This is a genomic window from Mesorhizobium ciceri WSM4083, assembly GCF_000519305.1.
Taxonomy (GTDB): domain Bacteria; phylum Pseudomonadota; class Alphaproteobacteria; order Rhizobiales; family Rhizobiaceae; genus Mesorhizobium; species Mesorhizobium ciceri_B.
In genome coordinates this window covers 1-22134 of sequence record NZ_JAFG01000016.1, presented here as the reverse complement: position 1 = coordinate 22134, position 22134 = coordinate 1, and the positions used below count along the sequence as shown (strand labels likewise).

General features: G+C 59.8%; 15 protein-coding genes and 2 pseudogenes. 10 read left to right on the top strand and 7 right to left on the bottom strand.

Annotated features, from left to right (window positions below):
- The first annotated feature begins 120 nt into the window (after window positions 1-120).
- The 10 genes and pseudogenes from MESCI2_RS0123295 to MESCI2_RS1000000137235 all read left to right on the top strand — a co-directional run bounded on the left by MESCI2_RS0123295 (window position 121) and on the right by MESCI2_RS1000000137235 (window position 15545).
- Window positions 121-834 carry a CoA transferase subunit A gene (locus tag MESCI2_RS0123295; RefSeq protein WP_027038671.1) on the top strand — a complete coding sequence of 238 codons (714 nt, stop codon included), beginning with the start codon at window positions 121-123 and terminating at the stop codon, window positions 832-834.
- Complete coding sequence (locus MESCI2_RS0123290) at window positions 834-1475, top strand: 3-oxoacid CoA-transferase subunit B (RefSeq protein ID WP_027038670.1); 642 nt, start codon at window positions 834-836, stop codon at window positions 1473-1475. Before MESCI2_RS0123295 ends, MESCI2_RS0123290 begins: the two co-directional genes overlap by 1 nt.
- A gap of 567 nt (window positions 1476-2042) precedes the next feature.
- Window positions 2043-2602, top strand: a pseudogene (locus MESCI2_RS1000000138925) (IS66 family transposase); the annotation flags it as partial.
- A 1040-nt stretch (window positions 2603-3642) separates the two neighbouring features.
- The gene (locus tag MESCI2_RS1000000137240) at window positions 3643-4398 is read left to right on the top strand and encodes a 4'-phosphopantetheinyl transferase family protein (protein WP_081738864.1); all 756 of its coding nucleotides are present in this window, start codon (window positions 3643-3645) and stop codon (window positions 4396-4398) included.
- Window positions 4399-4708: 310 nt separating this feature from the next.
- The gene (locus MESCI2_RS0123275) at window positions 4709-5434 is read left to right on the top strand and encodes a GntR family transcriptional regulator (protein WP_027038668.1); all 726 of its coding nucleotides are present in this window, start codon (window positions 4709-4711) and stop codon (window positions 5432-5434) included.
- A 387-nt stretch (window positions 5435-5821) separates the two neighbouring features.
- Window positions 5822-7750 (top strand): amino acid adenylation domain-containing protein, encoded by a 1929-nt coding sequence (locus MESCI2_RS01000000135190; RefSeq protein ID WP_081738863.1) that lies wholly within the window; start codon window positions 5822-5824, stop codon window positions 7748-7750.
- Window positions 7751-7839: 89 nt separating this feature from the next.
- Entirely contained in the window at window positions 7840-13161 is a 5322-nt protein-coding gene (locus tag MESCI2_RS0123265; protein ID WP_081738862.1) for a type I polyketide synthase, read from the top strand.
- An 853-nt stretch (window positions 13162-14014) separates the two neighbouring features.
- Window positions 14015-14611, top strand: coding sequence for a phospholipid N-methyltransferase PmtA (pmtA, locus tag MESCI2_RS0123260; RefSeq protein WP_032901238.1), 597 nt, complete (start codon window positions 14015-14017; stop codon window positions 14609-14611).
- A gap of 219 nt (window positions 14612-14830) precedes the next feature.
- Complete coding sequence (locus MESCI2_RS0123255) at window positions 14831-15133, top strand: DUF982 domain-containing protein (RefSeq protein WP_027038664.1); 303 nt, start codon at window positions 14831-14833, stop codon at window positions 15131-15133.
- Window positions 15134-15296: 163 nt separating this feature from the next.
- On the top strand, window positions 15297-15545 hold the full coding sequence (locus tag MESCI2_RS1000000137235) for a DUF982 domain-containing protein (RefSeq protein WP_081738870.1): 249 nt from the start codon (window positions 15297-15299) through the stop codon (window positions 15543-15545).
- Between the two features lie 435 nt (window positions 15546-15980).
- Here the strand turns inward: MESCI2_RS1000000137235 and MESCI2_RS0123250 are convergent, their stop codons facing one another.
- The 7 genes and pseudogenes from MESCI2_RS0123250 to thiC all read right to left on the bottom strand — a co-directional run.
- Entirely contained in the window at window positions 15981-17456 is a 1476-nt protein-coding gene (locus tag MESCI2_RS0123250; protein ID WP_027038663.1) for an NAD-dependent succinate-semialdehyde dehydrogenase, read from the bottom strand.
- A gap of 150 nt (window positions 17457-17606) precedes the next feature.
- A complete protein-coding gene (locus MESCI2_RS0123245) occupies window positions 17607-18392 on the bottom strand; it encodes a hydroxymethylpyrimidine/phosphomethylpyrimidine kinase (protein WP_032901236.1) in 786 nt (261 codons plus the stop codon).
- Window positions 18362-18964 carry a thiamine phosphate synthase gene (locus tag MESCI2_RS0123240; RefSeq protein WP_027038661.1) on the bottom strand — a complete coding sequence of 201 codons (603 nt, stop codon included), beginning with the start codon at window positions 18962-18964 and terminating at the stop codon, window positions 18362-18364. Before MESCI2_RS0123240 ends, MESCI2_RS0123245 begins: the two co-directional genes overlap by 31 nt.
- Window positions 18961-19734 carry a thiazole synthase gene (locus MESCI2_RS0123235; RefSeq protein WP_027038660.1) on the bottom strand — a complete coding sequence of 258 codons (774 nt, stop codon included), beginning with the start codon at window positions 19732-19734 and terminating at the stop codon, window positions 18961-18963. Before MESCI2_RS0123235 ends, MESCI2_RS0123240 begins: the two co-directional genes overlap by 4 nt.
- Window positions 19735-19736: 2 nt before the next feature.
- Window positions 19737-19934, bottom strand: a complete 198-nt coding sequence (thiS, locus tag MESCI2_RS0123230) for a sulfur carrier protein ThiS (RefSeq protein WP_019863212.1) — start codon at window positions 19932-19934, stop codon at window positions 19737-19739.
- Complete coding sequence (gene thiO, locus MESCI2_RS0123225; protein WP_027038659.1) at window positions 19903-20904, bottom strand: glycine oxidase ThiO; 1002 nt, start codon at window positions 20902-20904, stop codon at window positions 19903-19905. Before thiO ends, thiS begins: the two co-directional genes overlap by 32 nt.
- Window positions 20901-22134 (bottom strand): annotated as a pseudogene (gene thiC, locus MESCI2_RS01000000135185) (phosphomethylpyrimidine synthase ThiC); the annotation flags it as partial. The pseudogene thiC and the gene thiO, both read right to left, overlap by 4 nt.

The following is a 22134-nucleotide window of genomic DNA, read 5'->3' as shown; positions in this document are numbered from 1 at the left end:
TGCGTAGGCCGTCCTGGGCCGCGTTGAAAGCCCGATCGGTTTACAAATGGACGGTAGTTCAGTCCGTGAATCCGTGCTGTTCTGCACCAGATTGTCACTGAGGGGGTGAGGGAGAGCGTCGTGCAAAAAGTCTATTCGAGCGCTGTGGAGTCGATAGCAGGTCTGCTCGCCGACGGGATGACAATAATGTCGGGTGGCTTTGGCCTTTGCGGGATACCCTCCGCTCTTATTGAGGCGATCCAGCTTTCCGGGGTGAACGGACTAACCATCATCTCGAACAACGCTGGCGTCGATGGGGCCGGGCTCGGACTACTGCTTGAAAGTCGTCAAATCAGTCGAATGGTGTCGTCGTATGTCGGGGAAAACAAGCTGTTTGCGCAGCAGTACCTAGCTGGCGAACTGCAGATCGAGTTCAACCCGCAAGGGACTCTCGCGGAGCGGATCCGCGCCGGTGGCGCAGGAATACCTGCCTTTTTCACAAAAACCGGCGTCGGTACAAGCGTCGCTGAAGGCAAAGAGGTGCGCAGGTTTAACGGCGAGGAGTTCGTCATGGAAACTGCGCTTTTTGCAGATGTTGCACTGATCCACGCTTGGAAAGGCGACTTCGAGGGTAACCTCGTTTACCGCAAGACTGCCAGAAATTTCAATCCAATGATGGCGACTGCTGCAAAAACTACGGTTGCTGAGGTCGAGTGTCTCGTAAGCACGGGCTCCATCGACCCAGATCAAATTCATACGCCGGGGATATTCGTCTCTCGCATTGTCCACGTTCCGGATCCGGAAAAGCGGATTGAACAGAGAACCGTTCGCAGATTGGCCGAGGAGACTGTCTGATGGCTTGGACGCGTGAACAGATGGCGGCTCGAGCGGCACAGGAAATTAGGGATGGCTTCTATGTCAATCTCGGAATCGGCATCCCGACACTTGTCGCTAACTACGTACCAACGGGAATTGATGTTCGCCTTCATAGCGAGAACGGCATGCTGGGGATGGGGCCATTTCCACTGGAAGGCGAAGAAGACCCGGATCTGATCAATGCTGGAAAGCAAACGATCTCTGAGCTTCCGGAGACGAGCTTCTTTTCCAGCGCGGACAGCTTTGGGATGGTCCGAGGCGGCCACATTGATCTGTCAATTTTGGGAGCCATGCAAGTCGCAGAGAACGGCGACCTGGCGAATTGGATGATCCCGGGCAAAATGGTAAAGGGCATGGGCGGCGCAATGGATCTGGTCGCTGGTGTCAGGCGCGTGGTCGTGGTCATGGAGCATGAAGCCAAAAGTGAGCCAAAGCTGCTCAAGGAGTGTACCTTGCCCCTAACCGGAAGAGGCGTAGCCAGTTTGGTGATCACAGATCTAGCTGTGTTCGAGATCGACAAGAACTCGGGTCGAGGCATGATTCTCAGAGAACTCGCCCATGGCGTAGCTCTTGAAGAGGTTCGGGAAAAGACTCGCGCTAGCTTCGTTGAGTGCCTGTGAATCTGGAGGGTTCCGTGTGGGTCGCGGTCGCAATTGGGCGGGCGCGCACGGGTCGCGACTACATGAAGCCTGATTGAACTGAACTGCGGGATACGGGCGGGGCTATGGGGTTTTGAGCTCGGCAGTATGTCCGAGGCGCCGCAGCGGGCTCGCCGATCTTGGGCGGCCGGCCGTCGTCGCGACGCGGATGATCGGCGCCATCGGGTCATTGCTGAGGTGCAGCGTTGATGGCGATGACCTTGGCTGGCGATGCGGGAGCAAGAGGATTTGTGGGCGCGCTCGAATGAAGCCACACCGTTGAATTTTCACGGGGCCGGCGGATGTGAAAAGGGCACGGGTTGCGACGAAACTACCGCAGACAAGAGCCTCGGGGCGCATTTCGCAAAAGCCGGACAGTGATTCTGCCAAGTCGCGAACTGGAGTGGAGTGCACCTCCAGACTGAGACAAGGAAAAGCGCGGACAGTTTGGCGGTGTCGGTCTCGGGTGCATTGTTGCGTTCATGGATGATTGATCGATTGATCTCGCCGTTTTCGGCGCCGGAAAAGTTTCTCGGCATCGCGGCACACCACCCGCAGATCTGCCTGGGGGATCACCGCGGCATAGTGATGTGCGACGGCTATTCCGAGGTGCGGGCCGCCGGAACAGGCGCTCCGGTTCTTCGAAAAGCTCTGCCGTTTGAAAGGCTGGCCCGGAACGAAATCCCCGCCGACGGCGAACGCGAGATCACTGTATTTGCCGCTTCCGCCAGCAACATGGTGTCCCCATCCTCAATGCTCTCCTAACAGCAAGCTCGGCGGCGCCGTCTCCTAAGCCCTGAACCAATGGGAATATCGAATATCTGACGCGTTACACCGAGGACGCCAGTATGCTGATCGACAACAACCTTCTGGAGCGACATCGGGATTTTTGCCACTGGCCGGAAAAGTTGGCTGTTCAGCGATGCCGGCGAAGGAGCCAGAGCCCAGAGCCAGCGCCATCGTCTATAGCTTGGGCTGACCTTGCCGCGTTTACCCGTCGAGCCGCTCGCATGGTTGCACCACGTTTTCCCCGAACTGCCTCAACGCGCGGTCGATACTGATATCCCGATCTGCTGCCCTTCAACTTCGCCAAAACCGCTGCAGCCTGATCCTGCGGACGCGTCCGTCTGAAAGCGACCGTCGTTGAAAGAGCGGTATCAACGTGCGGGGAAATGAGCGCCTACGTTGTTGGCGATGAGCGCAGCCGTCCAGCACGTAGCCCCCTGAAGGAGCGCCAAACGCCTCGCGGGATCGTTGTTCTCACGAGGAGATTTTCGTAACCAGCCAATGTCTCAAACTTGGAAAACATGCGCCGTCAAACTGATCCGGCAGAGCCGTAACAGGGGCGTTCATATGCTTTTCGGTGGAACCAACGCCTCGACAAGAATCTCTAGGGAAGAGGTGAATTTCCTCAATGCCTGGCAAAGGAACAAGAAAAGAGTCGATCTGACCCCGGACAGTCGAGCATGTTTTCGCACCATCAGCCGCAGTGCGTGGTCGATCCGCTAGACCATCGGCTGACTCAGGATCTGGGCGAATCGTACCGAGCACAAGCCCTAATCGCCCGCAGCGGCGTCCACACGGCGTTCAACCAGATTCGGAAGGGCAGCTTGGCTCGAATGCACCGGGTTGGATCGTCACCGTGAACTGGAACCGGCAGGCGCCGTTAGCATTCATAGAAACCCGATCGCCCACGCCGCTTTCCGGTATAGCCACCAGCAAGGGAAATCGAACGCCTGTAATTACAGGCCGATGCGCCGCACGCTAGCTGATCGGCCACCAGGATTTTGACACGCCCTCGATGTCCCCAGCCATGCTCCTGCACCAGATCGGCCTTCAGAAGCCTTTGGCCAGGGCGATCTTCCTATCGACTTCCGGCTAAAACCCAACCGGCCCGCAGTTTTTCAGCATCATTCGTTGCTTCATCCGGTTGTTCGCGCCCCGGCAGACCCTCACCAGCCGAACCGGCGCCTGGAACACGCCACCAGGCTCACGTCATGGCGCGGGGCGAATGGCGCAAGCCCTCTGCTTCGCCACCAAACGTTAAGTTGCTGTGTAATAAATCCGCAACATAATTTAACAAAACTGTAATATTTGCCACAAAAAATTATGATAGAAACGCGGCAGGTATAGTAACGTAGGCTACAGGATGACTGCTCTTGCCGATCCCGGACTAGTGACTCTCTCCGCTCGTTCACGAGGATTTTTCACCAATACTGAGTTACATGCTCCCGGATTCCCCAACTCGGTCTTGGTGCGCGGCAGGTTTGATCTCGAAAGCTATACGGACGACCTGTTTAACCGGCTGGCGTTACACTGCCCTGCCAGCCTGTCTGCAGCGGTGGCCATGCGCCGTGCTGAGTTTTTAGCCGGGCGAGCGGTGGCACACGCGGCATTGCGGGCGCTGGGTCAATCCGCTGCTGAGATTCCAATCGGCCCAGGCGGGGCTCCACTCTGGCCTTCGTCATCCACTGGTTCGATAACACATACGCGTGGGCATTGCGCTTGTTTCGCCATCGCCAGTGGCCACTGGCGGGCAGGTGTCGACGTTGAGGCGCTGGCCAGTGGTAATGCTCTGGATGCGATCCTAAACATGACCACCAATGAGGATGAGCGGGCCTTGATCGCTCGACAAGTGGTCCTCGCTCCAGACTGGCTGGCGAGCTTGGTTTTTTCGGCCAAAGAAACACTCTTCAAAGCGCTCTATCCTGTAGCAAGGCGCTTTTTCGGATTCGACTGCGCAGAGTTACGAACGACGCCCAGAAACGGGCAGCTACGACTGCACTTAACACAAACTATCTGTCCCGAATTGATCGAGGGTCAACACTATGACATTCGTTTTTGCATCGCTGCTGGCCATGTGTTGACCTGGTTGGCAGTAACACACCACCATGTGTCAATGTAGCGGCTCCGGCCGATACATTGTTGAGACTCCTGAAACCTTGGAGCCGGGGCGCTGGAGCTGGCGGCTGCCGTCGGCGGCCGCGCCCGTCAGGAGCGCGTCTCCAGCCATACCACGCAATTACTATGAGCGGGTTTAATGCGTTGCTGTACCAACCGGTTTGCGATGCGGCGCACTTCGTGCGTGGACCAGCGGATCAGGGCTCGGGTGGCTGGTGCCCCCGCCGTTTTCATGCCGCGGGTGAAACGTGTTCACAGGGCTTTCGAAGCCCCCATTCCTGAGGTCACCCCCGAGTATTTGGAGATCATGCCAAATGGCGACAAAAACCTTGAAGTACGACATGCCACCGTTGAAGGCTTCGCCGAGCTCGGCGATTGAGCACGTCTATGCCGAACTGAAGAACGCTTTGATGTCCGGGGAATTTTCGCCCGGCCAGCCGATGCGTCTCAAGGAACTGGCTGTCGCATTCGGCACTAGCCACATGCCGATCCGCGAGTCGCTCAACCGGCTCAGCGGCATCGACATACTCGAACGGGCGCCGCGTCAGTCCGCGCGCGTTCCGATGATCACTGCTGAAGGCCTACGCGATCTTCTGGAAGTGCGCCTTCTGAATGAAAGGCAGGCCGTAGTCTGGGGGGCGAACAAATCTGTCGGGAAGAGCCTGAACTATATCAGAGAGATCAATGCCAAGATGGATCTGCTCAATCTGGAGAAGAACTCTGACGTGAAGAAGTATCTGAAACTGAATCAACTATTCCATTTTGCCGTTTACAACCTCTCCCAAAACAAGGTCTTGATGAACACGATCGAGACGCATTGGCTTCATGCGGGCCCGATCCTCAGCCTGAGGCGAAAGGAACCAAATTTTGTTCCGGGCCACCATAATCATCACGAAATCATCGACCACTTGGAGAAGGGCAACGGCTTGGCAGCCGCCGACGCCCTCGAGCGCAACATCATGGAAGCGCATGAGCAGATTTTTGCGATCCTTGACAAGTCCGAGCCGAAGGATCGTGCGGGAAATCGGGTCGCTGCCTAGCTTGGTTGGGAACACGGAATCGTGTCCCGGGATGGCAACAAGCTCGTATCCCTTGGCTCGTCGAAGGCCGAGCACGCAATTGCGGTTGCCGAATGCGGCCGGCGTGGGGAGAACCGGTACTTCGACGAAATCCAGCCGCCGCCGCGCGTCAGGCTGTTCGCGACCTGGGACGGGCGCAACAACCTGATAGACAAATCTTCACTGAGTGGTTGTGGCGCAGCCACAAATACGGACGCGTCTTCCTTATGACTCGAAACCGGCAACGAGCTGCCTCGACCGAAGCATTAAGGAAATGTGAAGTTTTTGTTAATCGATTGACAGTGCAAATTGCCGAGAATACATCAAAATATCACAGCTTGTCAGTGTCGTAGCATTCTGAGTGGAAACATGGAAAGTTTAAAAAGGGCCGTAGGCCCGTCAATTGCAGCATCCGTACTTTGGTGTGCATCGAAATTTCCTCATCGTCCTGCTGTCATTTTCGGAACAGAAGCGATCAGCTACATGGATTTGTGGCTGCGAGCCTGTGAGATAGCTCGCGCACTAAAAACTGGACGTGAATCGAGTTTGGACCGCGTGGCCCTTTATTTGCCCATCGGCATTGACCGGATCGCGGCGATCCTCGGCTGTCAAATCCTAGGGGTTTCCTACGTTCCTGTGGAACCGAATCTTCCAGTGAGTCGCATTCGTGAGATGCTTGCGCAAGCGGATCCGAGCGTGCTCCTCAGTTCAAGGGCCGTCTGTTCGGCGATCCTCAAGGATGTCTCGTCGTGCTCGACGGTAATGGTCGAGGAAGTTGGAGTGGGCGCAGCCGATGGTGGATCGTCGAACCGAGATTTGGTGCTGCCGCCGAAGTCCGGTGGCTACGTTATCTTTACCTCGGGTTCGACTGGCAAGCCGAAGGCAGTCGACATGGGAGGAGCAGCACTTCAAAACCTCGTGGACTGGCAGATCGAACTTTCGACACTGTCAGACAATGCGGCAACGGCTCAGTTCGCCCCCATTTCGTTTGACGTATCGTTTCAGGAGATCTTCTCCACCCTCTGCTCAGGTGGCCGTATCGTCGTTCTGACGAATGAACAGCGGATCGACCCCGATTTGCTCTCGGACGAGATACAGCGTGCCCGGGTGGAACGATTGTTCCTGCCCTTTATCGCCCTCCAACAATTGGCGTCGAATTGTGTGGAGCGCAATCTGTTTCCCGACAGTCTACGGGAAATCCACACCGCCGGCGAGCAACTCGTGGTCTCTTCCGCTTTGCGCGAGTTTTTCAGCAAGCTCCCCCAGTGTCGGCTCTTCAATCAATATGGTCCCTCCGAGACACACGTCGTCACTTGTCATGAGCTTGATAGCAATCCGGCTGAATGGCCTAGGTTGCCGCCTGTCGGTTGGCCTCTGCCGAATGTCGAACTGTTTATTTTAGGTGAAGATGCCCGACCGGTGAGGTTAGGAGAGGTGGGAGAGCTGTATATTGGTGGCGCTTGCCTCGCTCAGGGTTATTTCCAAGATAAGGAGCGAACAGCGGAACGGTTCGCGGTTATTGATATCAATGGCGCGCCAAGGCGATTGTATCGGACCGGCGACTTTGCTACGTCAGATGAACATGGTTGTTTTTTCTTCTGTGGTCGCCGTGACCACCAAGTCAAGATCGACGGCTATAGGGTTGAACTTGGAGAAATTGAGAGCGTCATAGCGGATCACCCAGACGTAGCCGAAGTCGCCGTCGTTTTTGAGCGTGATGCAAATGGAACGGGACGACTGATCGCCTGCCTTACGAGCAAAGATGGCGCGCCAACCGACTGTCTCGAGACAGCAGTTCGCGCCCATGTCCGTGAGAAGCTCCCTGGCTACATGGTGCCGGACCGTGTCCAGATCATCGGCGCGATGCCTAAAAGTGCGAGTGGCAAGGTCGATCGGAAATCAATCGCCGAAAGGCTGTGTGCCGAAAAGGTCAACACTTCGGCACCGCCTGCCGAGAAGCCAGCCTGTGCCACTACGAGCGGATCGGTGAAGTACAGCGATCTGTGCGGCGCGATCACCTCTCACTGGCGGGAGCTCCTGGACCACTCCTCGCTCTCGGACTCCGATAACGTATTCGATTTTGGCGCTCGTTCGATCATGGTCCCGGAGCTTCAACGCCGCCTCCGCCGCCAATTCGGGATTAACATGCCCGCGATCTTGGTCTTTCGGCATCCTTCGCCGAGGGAGCTTTCAGCATTTTTGTCGGGGAAATCGGCGAAGGGCGATGCAGCGAACACGACGTTGGCTGGTCTCGCAAACCGGCGTGTCTCGACCAAAAGACGCGCTTCTCCGCGCTGATCCTGCGCACCGACGACCCGCGCCAGCGGGTCAGATTAGCGCGCTCCGGAAGCCAAAGAGCAGATAAACGGACCAGCGACGAGGTAAAAATGAACGGCCCGATTCACACAGCTACGCCGATCGCGATTATTGGCATGGCCTGCCGGTTCCCCGATGCTGATACGCCCAAGGCGTTCTGGGAAAACATTATTGCCGGACACGAGAGCGTTCGTCAGTTGTCGGATGTCGAACTCGCCGGCGCGGGCGTCGAGCCCGAGGAGTGGGAAGCGGACGATTATATTCGCCGCGGCGCGCCGCTTGCAGGCCTCAGCTACTTCGACGCTGACTTCTTCAGCATCATGCCTCGTGAGGCGGCTCTCCTCGATCCGCAGCATCGATTATTCCTGGAAAACATTTGGCACGCCATCGAAGATGCTGGCTACGCCGTCCGTTCGACCGAGATGACAACGGGCATCTATGCCGGCTCCGGCCCGAACAGCTATTTCGCCAGATGCGTAGCCGGCTCGCACGACTTCGGCAAGGAAGGCATGCTCGACACCATGTCCGGCTTTCAGGCCATGCTGGCAAACGATAAGGATTACCTAGTGACTCGGGCGGCCCATCGCCTCAACCTCATCGGGCCCGCTATCAACGTCCAAACAGCTTGTTCGACCTCACTCGTAAGTCTCCATCTGGCCTGCAGCGGCCTGCAGAACGGCGATTGCGACCTGGCGCTGGCGGGCGGAGTCACGGCAATCATTCCCGACAGTGCTGGCTATCGCTATCAAGAGGGCATGATCTTGTCCCGCGACGGACACTGCCGTCCGTTCGATGCTGAGGCCAGCGGCACGGTGTTTTCGAGTGGCGTCGGCGTGCTTGCCCTTCGACGCCTCGATGACGCGCTTGCCGAGGGTGACACCATCCACGCTGTTATTCGCGGATCGGCGATCAACAATGATGGCAGCGACAAAATCAGCTTCTCGGCGCCGAGCGTCGAGGGGCAATCGAGCGTAGTCGCAAGAGCACTCATCAACAGTTCGCTCGCGCCGGAAACAATCTCCTACATTGAGACGCACGGAACGGGCACGAAACTGGGTGATCCGATCGAGATCGAAGCCCTTAGCGAAGTCTTCGCCGGTTTGCCGGCGGATGTCGCCCCGATTACCCTTGGCTCGGTGAAGGCCAATATCGGCCATACGATCGCCGCTTCCGGCGTCGCCGGTGTAATCAAGACCGTCATGGCGCTGAAGTCGCGAACCTTGCCGCCGGCGGTTAATTTCGAAACGCCCAATCCGGAGATCAACTTCGGTCGCCTCCCCTTCGCCGTGCCGGCGAGCGCTGTGCCCTGGAAGTCGGAGGGTCCGCGGCGCGCGGGCATCAGTTCGTTCGGCGTGGGCGGAACAAATGCCCATGTGATTTTGGAGGAAGCACCGAGCGAGACGAACCGCTCATCTAAGCCGAAGGATGCGCCGCAGCACCCGGACGTTCCTCGTACGCTGAACATCTCGGCACGGACGCCACATGCGCTGGGCGCCCTGGCCAAGAGTTTTGCCTCGCGACTCGATACGGCACAGCCCAATGAGCGCGACGCCATCTGCTTCACCGCAAACACCTCCCGCCGCGCTTTTGAGTATCGGAGTTTCGCGACCGGTCGGACGACCACGGGGTTGGCCGAGAGTCTTCGCGCAAGCGATTATGGCCGTGTCGACGTCTCCAAACACGTGATTCCCGCCGCCCTGTTCACCGGACAGGGCGGCCAGGGCGAATCTATGGGGCGCGGACTCTACGAGAGTGATCCGATCTTCCGCGAAGCCTTCGACACCTGTGACGCGGTGGTCGCACGGCTTCGCAAACACGGATTGGGCGACATTCTTTACGGTGACGGGACGCTTGCCCATTTGGTTCACGATACCGAATATACCCAGCCCGCCCTGTTCACGATCGAACTCGCACTCGCGCGCGTTCTCGAAGCTAGGGGCTTCGTCCCAGAGATCGTCATGGGCCACAGCATCGGAGAATACGTTGCGGCCCATCTTGCCGGCGTGTTTTCACTCGAGGACGGGCTGCAGCTGATTACCAAGCGCGGCGAACTGATGGGTCGGCTTCCGCGCAATGGCGGGATGGTCGTCCTGACGGCTGATCGGGACACAGCCTATCAGATGATCCGGGACGTCGAAGTCGAGCTCGCCATCGCAGCGGAGAACGGACCAGCCAGTACGGTGGTCGCGGGCGAGACGGATGCACTTGAAACGCTGATCAAGGTCGCCGAGGAACAAGGCGTCCGCACGACGCAGTTGAAGGTCTCGCACGCCTTTCATTCGCATCTCATGGATCCGATCCTCGAACAGTTTGAGGCGTTCGCGAGCACCCTCGATTTTTCCAAGCCCGATGGCCGGCTGATCAGTGCGAAAACAGGTAGGGTCGCCGGCGAAGAAGTCGCTGATGCGCGCTACTGGACCGACCATGTTCGCCAGCCAGTCCTGTTCCATCAGGGCCTGATGACCGCGCAAGCAATCGGGGCGAATCTCTTCCTCGAAATCGGGCCGCACCCGGTCCTCACTCCGATGGCGCAGGCGGCTCTGGATGGGGTTGCCTCGCCCTCGCAATTCGTCTCGAGCCTCAATCGCACCCGCAATGACGAAGAGGTTCTCGCCGAGACGGCGGGCCGCCTTTTCGTCGCCGGCCTTCCGATCGATACACTCACCGATCTGCCGGATAATGAACGCCGGCTCGTCGATCTTCCGCTCTATCCCTTCGAGCGTCGGCATCACTGGATCGATACGAAAGCGAGCGACCGGCTGGCATGGCACTGCCGCCGCGAATGGCACGTGGAAAAGCAGTCGGCGCCGCAACTTCCGAAAGACAAGGCCCTGTGGATTATCCTGGGCAATGCCCTCGGTCTCGCCGGACGTTTGGCTCAGGCTATGGAGGCGAAGCGCGAAGGGTCCAAACAGACAGCGGTCGTTCTTTCGAATGTCGAAACAGGTCTATGTGGCGGTGTGCTCGACGAGTGTGTCGCGGGGATCATCGTCACCCCTGAAAGCGCGGAAGGCGCGTCAAGTGGACAAATCGGCGAGGCGGCGCACAGCCACGCCGCCGCCCTCATGCAGTTCGTCCAGACGGTTCAGGCAGCCGCCAATCATAGCAATCTAGCGAAGGCGAAGATTTGGGTCGTCGGCCAGTCCGGCCGCGCCGTGCCGCAAACAGACACGCCAATTCCGGACGCCGCTCGTCCAGCCTCACTGGTCAGCGCCTCACTGCATGGCATGGCGATGGTGCTCGCGAGCGAACATCCCGATCTGTGGGGCGGTGACATCGATCTCGGGGCGGAGCCGAGCGACGCAGAGATCGCGGTCGCGACCGGCATTCTCGTCGGTGGCTCTGGGTCGGAAGCCGCCTACGCTGTGCGCGGCGAGGAACGCTACGTCCTGCGCCTCGGTGAAAGCGGCGGTTTGGGCCATTGCGCGGTCGATCCGCAGAAGACCTATCTTGTTACCGGCGGGCTTGGCGCTCTTGGCTCGCTAGTGGCCGAACGGCTGATCACTCGCGGTGCGCGCCGCCTCGTGCTTCTCAACAGGGACGTCGCGGACGGCGCCAAACAGGAACGGCTCGAAGCCCTACGCCGTTCAGGCGCTGAGATCGCGGCGCATGCGGTTGACATCGCCGACCAGGTCGGAGTCGAGCGAATCCTGGGCGATCTCTCGGAAGCGGGCCATCAACTCGGCGGGATCATCCACACCGCCGGCATTGTTCAGGACGCCACGCTCGGATCCATCGAGGAGGCGAGCGAACTCGAACGCGCACTCCGCGCCAAGCTTCAGGGTACGCTCGTTCTCGACAATGCGAGCCGTCGCTTCTCACCCGACTTCTTCGTCTGCTTCTCCTCGGTTAGCGCGCTTCTCGGTATGAAAGGCCAAGCAGCTTACGTGGCGGCCAATGCCGCCATGAACCGCATCGTCGAGGGGCGCAACGCCGAGGGTCTGCCAGGTGTCAGCATCGAGTGGGGTCCGTGGGCGGAAACTGGGATGGCTTCCGGACTCGACGAGCGCCTGCGCAGGCGCCTGAGCGATTTCGGCCTGCTCGCGATTCAGAACCGGGAGGCGCTCGAGCGGCTGGAGGGCCTGTTCGCCTCAACCGGCACGCTCACCGCAGCGCCGATCCTGTGGCGACGTTTCGCCAAGAAGCAGTACGGAGAGGCGCCGGCTTGGCTCACGTCTGTGTCGAATGTGTTGAAGAATCCGCAGGCGGCCAACGACGAGGCGACAGATCCACTTGCTCGGCGCTTCGGCTCGGTCGCGCCGAGCGAACGCGGTCAGGCGATCGAAAGCTTCCTGCGCGGAGAAGTCGCCCGTGTGCTCGGCATCGCCGATCCGGACAGCCTGCCGATGGGCGAAGCACTCAACCGAATAGGATTCGACTCCTTGGCTACAATTGAATTCCGCAACGATCTCGCCAAAACCGGCATCAAGGTTTCGCTCCAGAAGCTCGTGATGGGTGCCTCAATTGCGGAGATCGCGGCCGACACTCAGACGCAGGTGACCGCCGCTCTCGGGGGCGTTGCGGATGACGAGACAGGACCGACCGCGCCGGTCATCGCCTCCAGCGCCCAGAACTACGACAAGAGTGCGGTGCTCATTCCACGTCCCAAGCCCGACGCGCCGATCCGTCTGATCTGCTTTCCCTATGCCGGCGGCGGCCCGCTCGTATTCCAGCACTGGATCGACAGGATGCCGGATCACATAGAGTTGGGCATCCTGCAGATGCCAGGCCGCAGCGCGCGCCTGGAAGAGAACTTCTGGATGCGGATGGAGGACATGGTCGACGGCATCGTTCCGCAGATGCTGCCCTTCCTTAAGGAAAAACCCTTCGCCTTTATCGGGTTTTGCTATGGCGGCGTCCAGGCTTTCGAGGTTGCCCAGCGGGTGCGCCGCGATCACGGGCTAGAGCCGGAACACTTCTTCGTGGCCGGTGGTCGCTCGCCACAGATTTACAATGACGACCAGTTCGCCATCGACGTCCAGCAGTTCAATCACGGGACCGGCAAATCCGAACACGAACTCGACGAGAGCGAGTTCGTCGAGATGCTAAAGGCGGTAAATTTCGCCAACAACAAGGCGCTGTTCGAAGATCCCGAAATGCGCGCGATGATGCTTCCGATTATCCGAGCGGACTACGAGAGCAACAACGCGTATCGCTACCGTTCCCATCCTCCGCTCGACGCCCCAATCACAGCGATGGGAGGCCGCATCGACCCGTATGTTACGGGCGACCACATTATCGGCTGGAAAGAGCATACCACGAAGCAGTTCAAGGCGCATTTTTGCGCTGGCGGTCACTTTTTCATGGAACACCAGATCGAACTCCTTACGCGCATTGCAGTCGAAGACCTCGAGCCAGTCGTCCAGCGGTTGGCCGCAGATGGCTTGGCCTGACCACCGGCGTCATTCCCGTTCGGCAAGCCATGTCCGCAGAGCCGCCCCTGTGTCGGCAAGCGACCGAGCGTTGTTGATGGCATAGAACTCGGCGCTGCCTCGATTCCAGCGGCCCAAGTGCGCTCTGCCTGGGCGGTGCCTCCACCAGGGCGGCCGCGAAGCCAGAGCGCCATGGACAGGCAGATGCCTGGTGCAGCGATGATGTTACGAAAAAGCATGGTCTTCCCCTCAATCAGAGATGTGGTGTTACACCGTTCAGGGCAATGGTAGAACGGTGAACGAGTCATCTGCTTGAGCCGATTTCTGGGGTGTAGCGCCAAACGGAATCCAAAGAACAATTCGAAATGGAACAAAAATCCGCCCCACGTTGCTTCACCTGCAGTAAGCGTGCCGCTGCGCCCGGAGTTGGCATGCCGAAACAGTGTTGTCTGGATAGCTTGTCCGGACCGACCGCGGGACGACACTATGGAGGTACCAACCGCCTTGACCTTCATCGGCTGGACCGCGGATCGGCCGCTCAGGCGTTCTAGGTGTTTGAAGATAGATAGATCGCACCGAGCGCAAGGTGAGAATCAATCATGCAATCGCCTGGGCGCGCGACGCTACAAACCGCGAAGGAAGTACCGATGGGCTCGTACTCTTGTCAACTAAATTGGAGGTAGTGAAGCTCGAATGCAGGGATGCAGTTGTGGCGATCCGGCGCCGTCGTCCAGCATGTAATCCGTCAGGGACGAAACGCCGCGCGAAAATCGCTGTTCTCACAAGGAGATTTTTCGTAATCAGCCAATGTCGCAAACCTGGAAAACATGCGTCGCCAAACTGGCCCGACAGACAGCCGTAGCAGGGAGTGAATATGGTTCTTCGGTTGAAGCAACGCCTTGGCAGGAAGTTCGAAGAAGAGGTGAGTTTCCTCAAGGCCTGGCAAAAGGACAAGAAAAGGATTGGCGCGCTCATGCCAACATCTGTCCATGCCGCGCGCCGCATGGCAAGTGTTGTCAATCCGGCGTCCGGTATGCCAGTTCTTGAGCTCGGTGCCGGAACCGGCGTGATCACCAGGGCCATCCTGGAGAAAGGCATCAAGCCGCAGCAGCTGGTTTCGATCGAATATTCCAAGGATTTTTACGATGGCCTGACGCGCCGCTTTCCGGGCGTGGATTTTCGATTGGGCGATGCCTTTGCCTTGAGTGAGGTCCTGGGAGAGCGGTGCGGGGACAAGTTCGATTGTGTGGTAAGTGCGTTGCCGCTGCTGAGCTTTCCGATGGAGCAGCGCATTGCCTTGCTCGAGGACTTGCTGGCGCGCATTCCTGTCGGCAGACCCGTGATGCAAATCACCTACGGCCCTTTGTCACCAGTGACCAAAATGCCCGATCGCTATATCGTTTCTCACTATGATTTCGTCATCCGCAACATTCCGCCTGCACAGCTGTGGACCTACCGACGAGCACTCTGACCATGCCGGCAGATGACGGCTTTTTCGCCAGGTTTGTGGCTGCTGAAGCGCAACAAACGCTGGGTCATCCTGCGCGATCGAATTGCTTTCGAGGATGGAGACAACGCATCTTGTCTTCACTTGAATCATCATCGCCCTGGCAGCACAATCTGCAATGTCGTGAGGCGCCGAAGCGGTCCGGCTCGCGCAATTGGCTGTTGAGCATGTTGGGAGGAACGAATGAACGCAGAGGTTTTCAGCAGCCCCATTTTCGTGAAGCGGTCGGCCTATATCGTCCAAGAAATTGCCGGCCTCGAGGACGCTATCGATTTCCTCAATGAATGGCCCGAAGGTCGCAGAGATTCGACCCACGAGACCGCTCTTAGGGCGTGTTACGACGCATATAGTGGGCGCACATTTGTAGGCGCTGCCTGCAACGCCTTTGTCGGCTTTGCGAAGCGAGCCGCCATATTGGAGGATCCAACCTCCGCTATGCAGTGGATCGCCGCGTGTAAGGCGGGCAGCGGAAAAGTGCAGGCGTAGACACTTCCACGAATTGTGTAACACTGGCGCAGGGCAACACTGTCGAGACTGCACAACTGGCCAGGGATCGCCTGGACGTCAGCGATCAAGTTCAGCCGCGGGGACGCAGCCGAATTTCGGCTGAGGTGAAGTGCGACCTGTCAGGGCAGGTAGCGGGGGCGTGATGAGGGGCTTGAGCAGATTTGAGAGACCAGTTGTTGTTCAGGTCAGCCGCCACGGCTCGGAGCGCATTGTGCTCGATGTCAATGACGCGGCAACGATCTTGATGCGGGATCTCCGTTCTCAGACCAAGAAACGCAACGCAGCGATGGACGCCTGTCTACAGGTATTGCGTGGTGAGGCTCACCCACCAGCTGCTCGGCGGGCTTTCGTCGCGGCCGCGCTCGAAGCGAAGATTTTGCGCGGCGATTGAGAACTAGGTGGGTTCAAATAGCGGATCTGCAAGAGCGGCGGAATGGGATTCAGCTCCTAGCAGAGGCGGAGAACAGCAGTTGTGACGAGCAATTTGGCTCGCGCATCAATACCTGCTCTTCGAGCCAATGCAGCCCTGCTATGAAGGCGCCGGATGTTGCACCGGAATGGGCGGACTCTGGGCGGCATGCCTGGTGCCATCCTTCTCTCCCTCGAGGCGGAAAATCGGAAGCCTGGCCAATTTGCGCGTGGTCGTAGGCGCGGTGCAGCAGAGTTGGATCGATAGCCTGTAGGAGGCGGTTCAGATTGAACGGTCCGCCGCCGCAGACCAGCGCCAGCTACTGAACAGAAATGCTCCTCGGCAACATCGCGGAAAAGGGCGCGTCGTAATCTGGAGCACTACCAAACCCCTGTCGCCGACAGCCCTTCCATGGAATCAGATCCCGCCCATGCAGAGATATTTCATTTCAAGATAATCCTCCAGCCCGTGCCGAGACCCCTCGCGCCCGATACCGGACTGCTTCACGCCGCCAAAGGGGGCTGCTTCGGAGGACATGCGTCCGGTGTTTATGCCCACCATGCCGTACTCCAAGGCTTCCGCCACACGCCAGACGCGCTTGAGGTTGGACGCATAAAAATAGGCGGCAAGCCCGTAGATCGTGTCGTTAGCTTGATAGACGACCTGATCCGCATCATCGAAGCGGATGACCGGAGCCAACGGCCCGAATGTCTCTTCGTGCGCCACTGTCATCTCGCTGGAGACCTGGGTGAGCACCGTCGGCTGGAAGAACGCACCCTCCTTGCCGATGCGTTCGCCTCCGCATTGAACTGTACCGCCTTTTGCGATGGCATCGGCGATATGGGATTCGATCTTGGCAAGTGCACGCTTGTCGATCAGTGGTCCGACAGCCACGGCCGGATCGAAGCCGTCCCCTACCGAAAGGCGGCGGACCTTCTCCACGAATTTTTCGACGAATTCATCGTGGACGTTCGACTGGACATAAAGGCGGTTGGCGGAAACGCATGTCTGACCGGCATTGCGAAATTTCGCCTGCATCGCGCCGTCCACGGCCGCATCGATATCGGCATCGTCGAAAACGATGAACGGGGCGTTGCCGCCAAGCTCGAGGCCGACCTTCTTGATCTGATCCGAGCACTGGCGCATCAGGAGTCGGCCGACCTCGGTTGAGCCGGTGAAGCTGATCTTCCGGACTTTCGAGTTTGAGCAGAGTTCACGGCCGACCGCATCGCCTTCCGAAGCATAGATCAGGTTGACGACGCCTTCGGGAAAGCCAGCATGGTGGGCGAGAGCGAACATCGCTCCCGCCACTAGCGGCGTTTGTTCAGCAGGCTTGAGCACGATCGTGCAGCCTGCCGCCAGCGCCGGCGAGATCTTGCGCGCCACCATCGACGCGGGGAAGTTCCATGGCGTGATTGTGCCGACGACGCCGATCGGCTGCTTGATCACGATCATGCGGCGGTCGGTCGAGGGCGGGGAGATCGTCTCGCCATAGATGCGATTGGCCTCTTCAGCGTACCATTGCAGATACGCGGCCGCATGCGTTACCTCCGATTTTGCTTCAGCAAGCGGCTTGCCCATCTCTGCGGTGAGGATAGCTGCGAGATCATCGGTGTGATCGACGATCAGCTGATGCCATAGCCAGAGCATGTCGCTTCGCTCCCGGGCGGTCAACGCCGCCCATGCAGCTTGCGCGATATAGGCTTTGTCGATCGCTGCGCGCGTCTCCTCAGCACCCATATCTGGAAGTTCTGCCAGCAATTCGCCGGTCGATGGGTTGAGGACCTCGAACGTTTGCTCGCCAATTGGCGTGGCAAGTGCCGGCATGCGGTCGAGAGCGCCGAACAGGTCGGGAGATTTCAGGTGGCGCATCAGCGGTTGGCATAGAGGCATCCCGGCTTCCTCCTCAAAGCGGCGTGTTGTTCATAGGCGGGCGCGACCGTGTATGCCGCATTCCACCCCTGATAGGGCCTTTCACGTCCTGGGGGTAGACCAAGCGATCGCCTCCCAGACTCGACCGGAGCTTTGATAGATTGGGTCTGATCAGCTTTTCGGCTCGATGTCCTTCGAACTCGCAAGCGCATCGAAAACATACTGCTTGGCGCGGCTGACGCTCGCTTCCAGCGACGCTCCAAGAGCAAGCGAGGCGGCGACTGCGCTGGACAGCATGCAGCCAGTACCGCGCATCCCACGTGGCAAGCGGGGCGCCTCGAACCGAACCGCGGGGAGGTTCGGTTGCAACAGCACATCGATGCAACGGGTTCCTTGCGCATGGCCGCCCTTGACGAGCACGGCCCTGACCGTTCTCGACAATTCGTCAGCTTGACGCCAAGCCTCTTCTTCATCCGGGGCCGGTGCCGATCCGGTCAACCTTGCCAGCTCGACCAGGTTGGGCGTTACGAGCCGGCAGATCGGCATCAGATCACGAGTCAGCGCATCGATGGCATCGTCCGCCAGCAGCGAGCTTCCCGAGGTCGAGGCCAGGACCGGGTCGAGCACCACAGGCACTTGGCGGTTGCTGGCCAAAACAGCGCCGACCGCCTCGATCGCCGCCGCCGTCCCAAGCATGCCGATCTTGACCGCCGCGACAAGGTTGGCATCGAACGCGGCGCGCATCTGGGTAGCGACAAGTTCCGGCGGCATAAGTTGGACGTGCTCGACAGCGACATGCGTCTGAACCGTCACGGCTGTGACGGCGAGACAACTGCGCAGCCCCAACGTGGAAACCGTCTCGATGTCCCGAACAAGTCCAGCCCCGCCGCTCGAATCCGAGCCGGCGACGATGAGAACGTGCGGCATCATCGCCACGGCGCCGTCGCCGCCAGCCATTTGAGGAGACGGACCTCGGGACGGGGGTTCCCAAGGATGTCGGTGACGACCGCGGCGCTCTGAGCCTGGGCGAAGACGCCGGTCGCGCGCTCGACGGTCAGCCCGCCGATGGCCACGAGCGGAAGAGTACCGACACGCTGCTTCCAGACAGCGATGCGGTCGAGCCCCTGGGGGGGCCATTTCATGATCTTGAGAACGGTTGGGTAGATAGGGCCGAGCGCCACATAATCGGGTTCAGCCGCAAGAGCGGTTTTGAGCTCGGTGTCGTCGTGGGTGCTGAGGCCCAGTCTGATGCCCGCCCGCCGGATCGCTGTTACATCGGCCCGTGCGAGGTCTTCCTGGCCGAGATGGACGAAGTCGCAGCCTTCTTCGATGGCGAGCCGCCAGTAATCGTTGACGACGAGCTGGCAGCCGTGGCGTTCGCATATCGCCTTCGAAGCGCGGATCTCCTGGCGCAGCGAAAACTCGTCCTTATCCTTGATGCGCAATTGCACCAGCTTGACGCCGAGCGGCACGAGACGCTCGATCCAGGCGCTGGAATCGACAATCAGATAGAGGGGGTCGAGCCTCATCGAAACGCTGCCATGCCGATGACGGGAGTTGAGGGGATGGCCATGTCGCGCGGTTCGAGCATTCCCGAGCTGTAAGCCTCACGACCGGCCTCGACCGCCTTACCGAACGCACGCGCCATGCCGACCGGATCAGCGGCCTTGGCGACCGCCGTGTTCAGGAGGACTGCGTCAAAACCGAGTTCCATGACGGTCGCCGCATGCGAAGGCCTGCCAAGACCTGCATCCACAATCAGTGGGACATCGGGGAAATGCCCACGCATCGAGCGCAGCGCCATGATGTTGACCGGCCCGAGAGCCGAGCCGATCGGCGCGCACCACGGCATCAGAACCTTGCAGCCCGCGCCGAGCAGCCGCTCGGCGACAACGAGATCGTCAGTGGTATACGGGAACACTGTAAAACCGTCTTCGCACAGGATGCAGGCAGCTTCGACCAGGCCGAACACGTCCGGCTGTAGCGTGTCATGGTTGCCGATCACTTCGAGCTTGATCCACGACGTGCCGAAGACCTCGCGCGCCATCTTCGCGGTCGTGACGGCTTCCTTCACGGAGTGACAGCCGGCGGTGTTGGGCAAGATCCTCACGCCCAGCGAGTTGACCAGCGACCAGAATTTCTCGCCGCCCCAGCCGCCGGCCATTTCACGGCGCAGCGAGACCGTCACCACCGAGGCACCCGACGTCTTGACCGCATCGGCGAGGATGGCCGGCGAAGGATACTGGGCGGTGCCGAGAAGCAGGCGCGAAGGCAGTGCCGCTCCGAGAAGATCGAACATGTCTAGCCTCCCTGCATGGGCGAAAGGATTTCGATCCGGTCACCGTCGCTCAACCGGAACTCCGCCCGGTTGGCCCGGTGCACGAGGTCGCTGTTGACGGCCGTCGCCAGCCATTCGCCTTCATAGTCGAGCGCTGCAAGCAGCTCGGCCAGCGTGGTGGCCGCAATCTCATGCGCTTCGCCGTTGACCATCAATTTCATGAGCAAGCTCCTTGGTTCCGTCTTGATTGAAAACCAGGTCGGCCGCCTGGCGCGCCATAGCAGGGGCGAGCAGAAAGCCATGGCGATAGAGGCCGTTGATCGCGACGGTCCTTCCGCGTGCCTCGACACGCGGCAGATTGTCGGAAAAGGCCGGGCGAACACCGGCGCCGGTCTCGATGACGCCAGCCTCGCCGAATGCCGGATGGAGAACGTAGGCCGCGCCCAAAAGCTCCATCATCGAACGCGCCGTCACCGGTCCCGAGGACCGGCTCTCGATCATCGTCGCGCCAACCATGAAACGGTGGCCGGTGCGCGGCACCACGTAAAGCGGAAAGCGCGGGTGAAGCAGCCGGACCGGGCGCGACAGCGACACATCCGGCGTGCGAAGGATGAGCATCTCGCCCCGAACCCCGCGCAGTCCGTCGTCTTCCGCCGCCATCCCCGTGCAGTCGATCCGGCGATCGAAACCGGAAATGTGCCGGGTATCGGCGCCGAAGCGGAATTCGACGCCCATCGCCACCAATCTGTCATGAAGTGCCGCCATCGCCTGGCGCGGATCGAGATGGGCCTCATCGGGGAAGAATAGTCCGCGACGGAAGCGGCCGGCGAGGTCGGGTCCCAATAACCCGATTTCACCATCATCGACACGGCGATGCCCCGACGTGCGGCTGGCAAAGCGGTCGAGTTCGCCCGCATCGCGCGGCGCGGCCACGACCAGCGTTCCGGCCCGTATCACTTGGCCGGGCGTTGCCCTATCCCACCAGTCGGCTGCATCGCGTCCGAGATCGAGCACCGGCTGCTCGGCGCTTTCACGCTCGCACCAAGGCGCCAGCATGCCGCCAGCGAGCCACGACGCATTGCCCCCGAGAGCATGTCTTGTCTCGACAATTGTCACCGCCGCGCCGCGTGTGGCGAACTCAAAGGCGGCGGTGAGGCCGGCAACGCCGGCCCCTTTGATCAGCACCCTCATGATGGCTCATGCGCCTCCGGCATGAGCGGTGCGCCTGTCTCGTCCGCCGGCATGTAGAGATCGCCGCCCTCGCGATATTTCGCCGCCATCGCCGCCATGCCTTCCTTCTGAGCCTCGGCGCGGATGTCGTGGGAAATGCGCATTGAGCAGAATTTCGGTCCGCACATCGAGCAGAAATGCGCCAGCTTGTGCGCTTCCTTGGGCAAGGTCTGATCGTGGAAGGACCGCGCGGTTGTGGAAGGACCGCGCGGTTTCGGGGTCGAGCGACAGGTTGAACTGGTCCTCCCAGCGGAACTCGAATCTGGCCCGCGACAGCGCGTCGTCGCGGAGCTTCGCCGCCGGGTGACCCTTCGCCAGGTCGGCGGCATGCGCCGCGATCTTATAGGTGATCACGCCAATCTTGACGTCGTTGCGATCGGGAAGGCCGAGATGTTCCTTCGGCGTGACGTAGCAAAGCATGGCGGTGCCGAACCAGCCGATCATGGCGGCGCCAATGCCAGAGGTGATGTGATCATAACCCGGCGCAATGTCGGTCGTCAGTGGTCCAAGCGTATAGAACGGCGCCTCGCCGCAGACGGCGAGTTGTTTGTCCATGTTCTGCTTGATCTTGTGCATGGGAACATGGCCTGGCCCCTCGATCATGACCTGGCAATCCTTGGCCCAGGCGATCTTCGTCAGCTCGCCGAGGGTCTCCAGCTCTGCGAATTGCGCCGCATCATTGGCATCGGCGATCGAGCCCGGACGAAGGCCGTCGCCGAGCGAGAAGGACACGTCATAAGAGCGGCAGATGTCGCAGATTTCCTCGAAATGCTCGTAGAGGAAGCTTTCGCGGTGATGGTGCAGGCACCATTTGGCCATGATCGAGCCACCGCGCGAGACGATGCCGGTGACCCGGTCGACCGTCAGCGGGATGTAGTGCAGCCGCACACCGGCATGGATGGTGAAATAGTCGACGCCCTGTTCGGCCTGCTCGATCAACGTGTCGCGGTAGATTTCCCAGGTCAGGTCCTCGGCGATCCCTCCGACCTTCTCAAGCGCCTGGTAGAGCGGCACGGTTCCGATCGGCACCGGCGAATTGCGCACGATCCATTCGCGGATGTTGTGGATGTTGCGACCGGTCGACAGGTCCATCACGGTGTCGGCGCCCCAGCGGATCGCCCAGACCATTTTTTCGACCTCTTCGGCCATCGAGGAGGTGACCGCGGAGTTGCCGATATTGGCGTTGATCTT

Coding starts and splice junctions, on each gene's coding strand:
- MESCI2_RS0123290 (WP_027038670.1), top strand. CDS start 834: ATGGCTTGGACGCGTGAACAGATGGCGGCTCGAGCGGCACAGGAAATT.
- MESCI2_RS1000000137240 (WP_081738864.1), top strand. CDS start 3,643: ATGACTGCTCTTGCCGATCCCGGACTAGTGACTCTCTCCGCTCGTTCA.
- MESCI2_RS0123275 (WP_027038668.1), top strand. CDS start 4,709: ATGGCGACAAAAACCTTGAAGTACGACATGCCACCGTTGAAGGCTTCG.
- MESCI2_RS01000000135190 (WP_081738863.1), top strand. CDS start 5,822: ATGGAAAGTTTAAAAAGGGCCGTAGGCCCGTCAATTGCAGCATCCGTA.
- MESCI2_RS0123265 (WP_081738862.1), top strand. CDS start 7,840: ATGAACGGCCCGATTCACACAGCTACGCCGATCGCGATTATTGGCATG.
- pmtA (WP_032901238.1), top strand. CDS start 14,015: ATGGTTCTTCGGTTGAAGCAACGCCTTGGCAGGAAGTTCGAAGAAGAG.
- MESCI2_RS0123255 (WP_027038664.1), top strand. CDS start 14,831: ATGAACGCAGAGGTTTTCAGCAGCCCCATTTTCGTGAAGCGGTCGGCC.
- MESCI2_RS1000000137235 (WP_081738870.1), top strand. CDS start 15,297: ATGAGGGGCTTGAGCAGATTTGAGAGACCAGTTGTTGTTCAGGTCAGC.
- MESCI2_RS0123250 (WP_027038663.1), bottom strand. CDS start 17,456: ATGCCTCTATGCCAACCGCTGATGCGCCACCTGAAATCTCCCGACCTG.
- MESCI2_RS0123245 (WP_032901236.1), bottom strand. CDS start 18,392: ATGGCTGGCGGCGACGGCGCCGTGGCGATGATGCCGCACGTTCTCATC.
- MESCI2_RS0123240 (WP_027038661.1), bottom strand. CDS start 18,964: ATGAGGCTCGACCCCCTCTATCTGATTGTCGATTCCAGCGCCTGGATC.
- MESCI2_RS0123235 (WP_027038660.1), bottom strand. CDS start 19,734: ATGTTCGATCTTCTCGGAGCGGCACTGCCTTCGCGCCTGCTTCTCGGC.
- thiS (WP_019863212.1), bottom strand. CDS start 19,934: ATGAAATTGATGGTCAACGGCGAAGCGCATGAGATTGCGGCCACCACG.
- thiO (WP_027038659.1), bottom strand. CDS start 20,904: ATGAGGGTGCTGATCAAAGGGGCCGGCGTTGCCGGCCTCACCGCCGCC.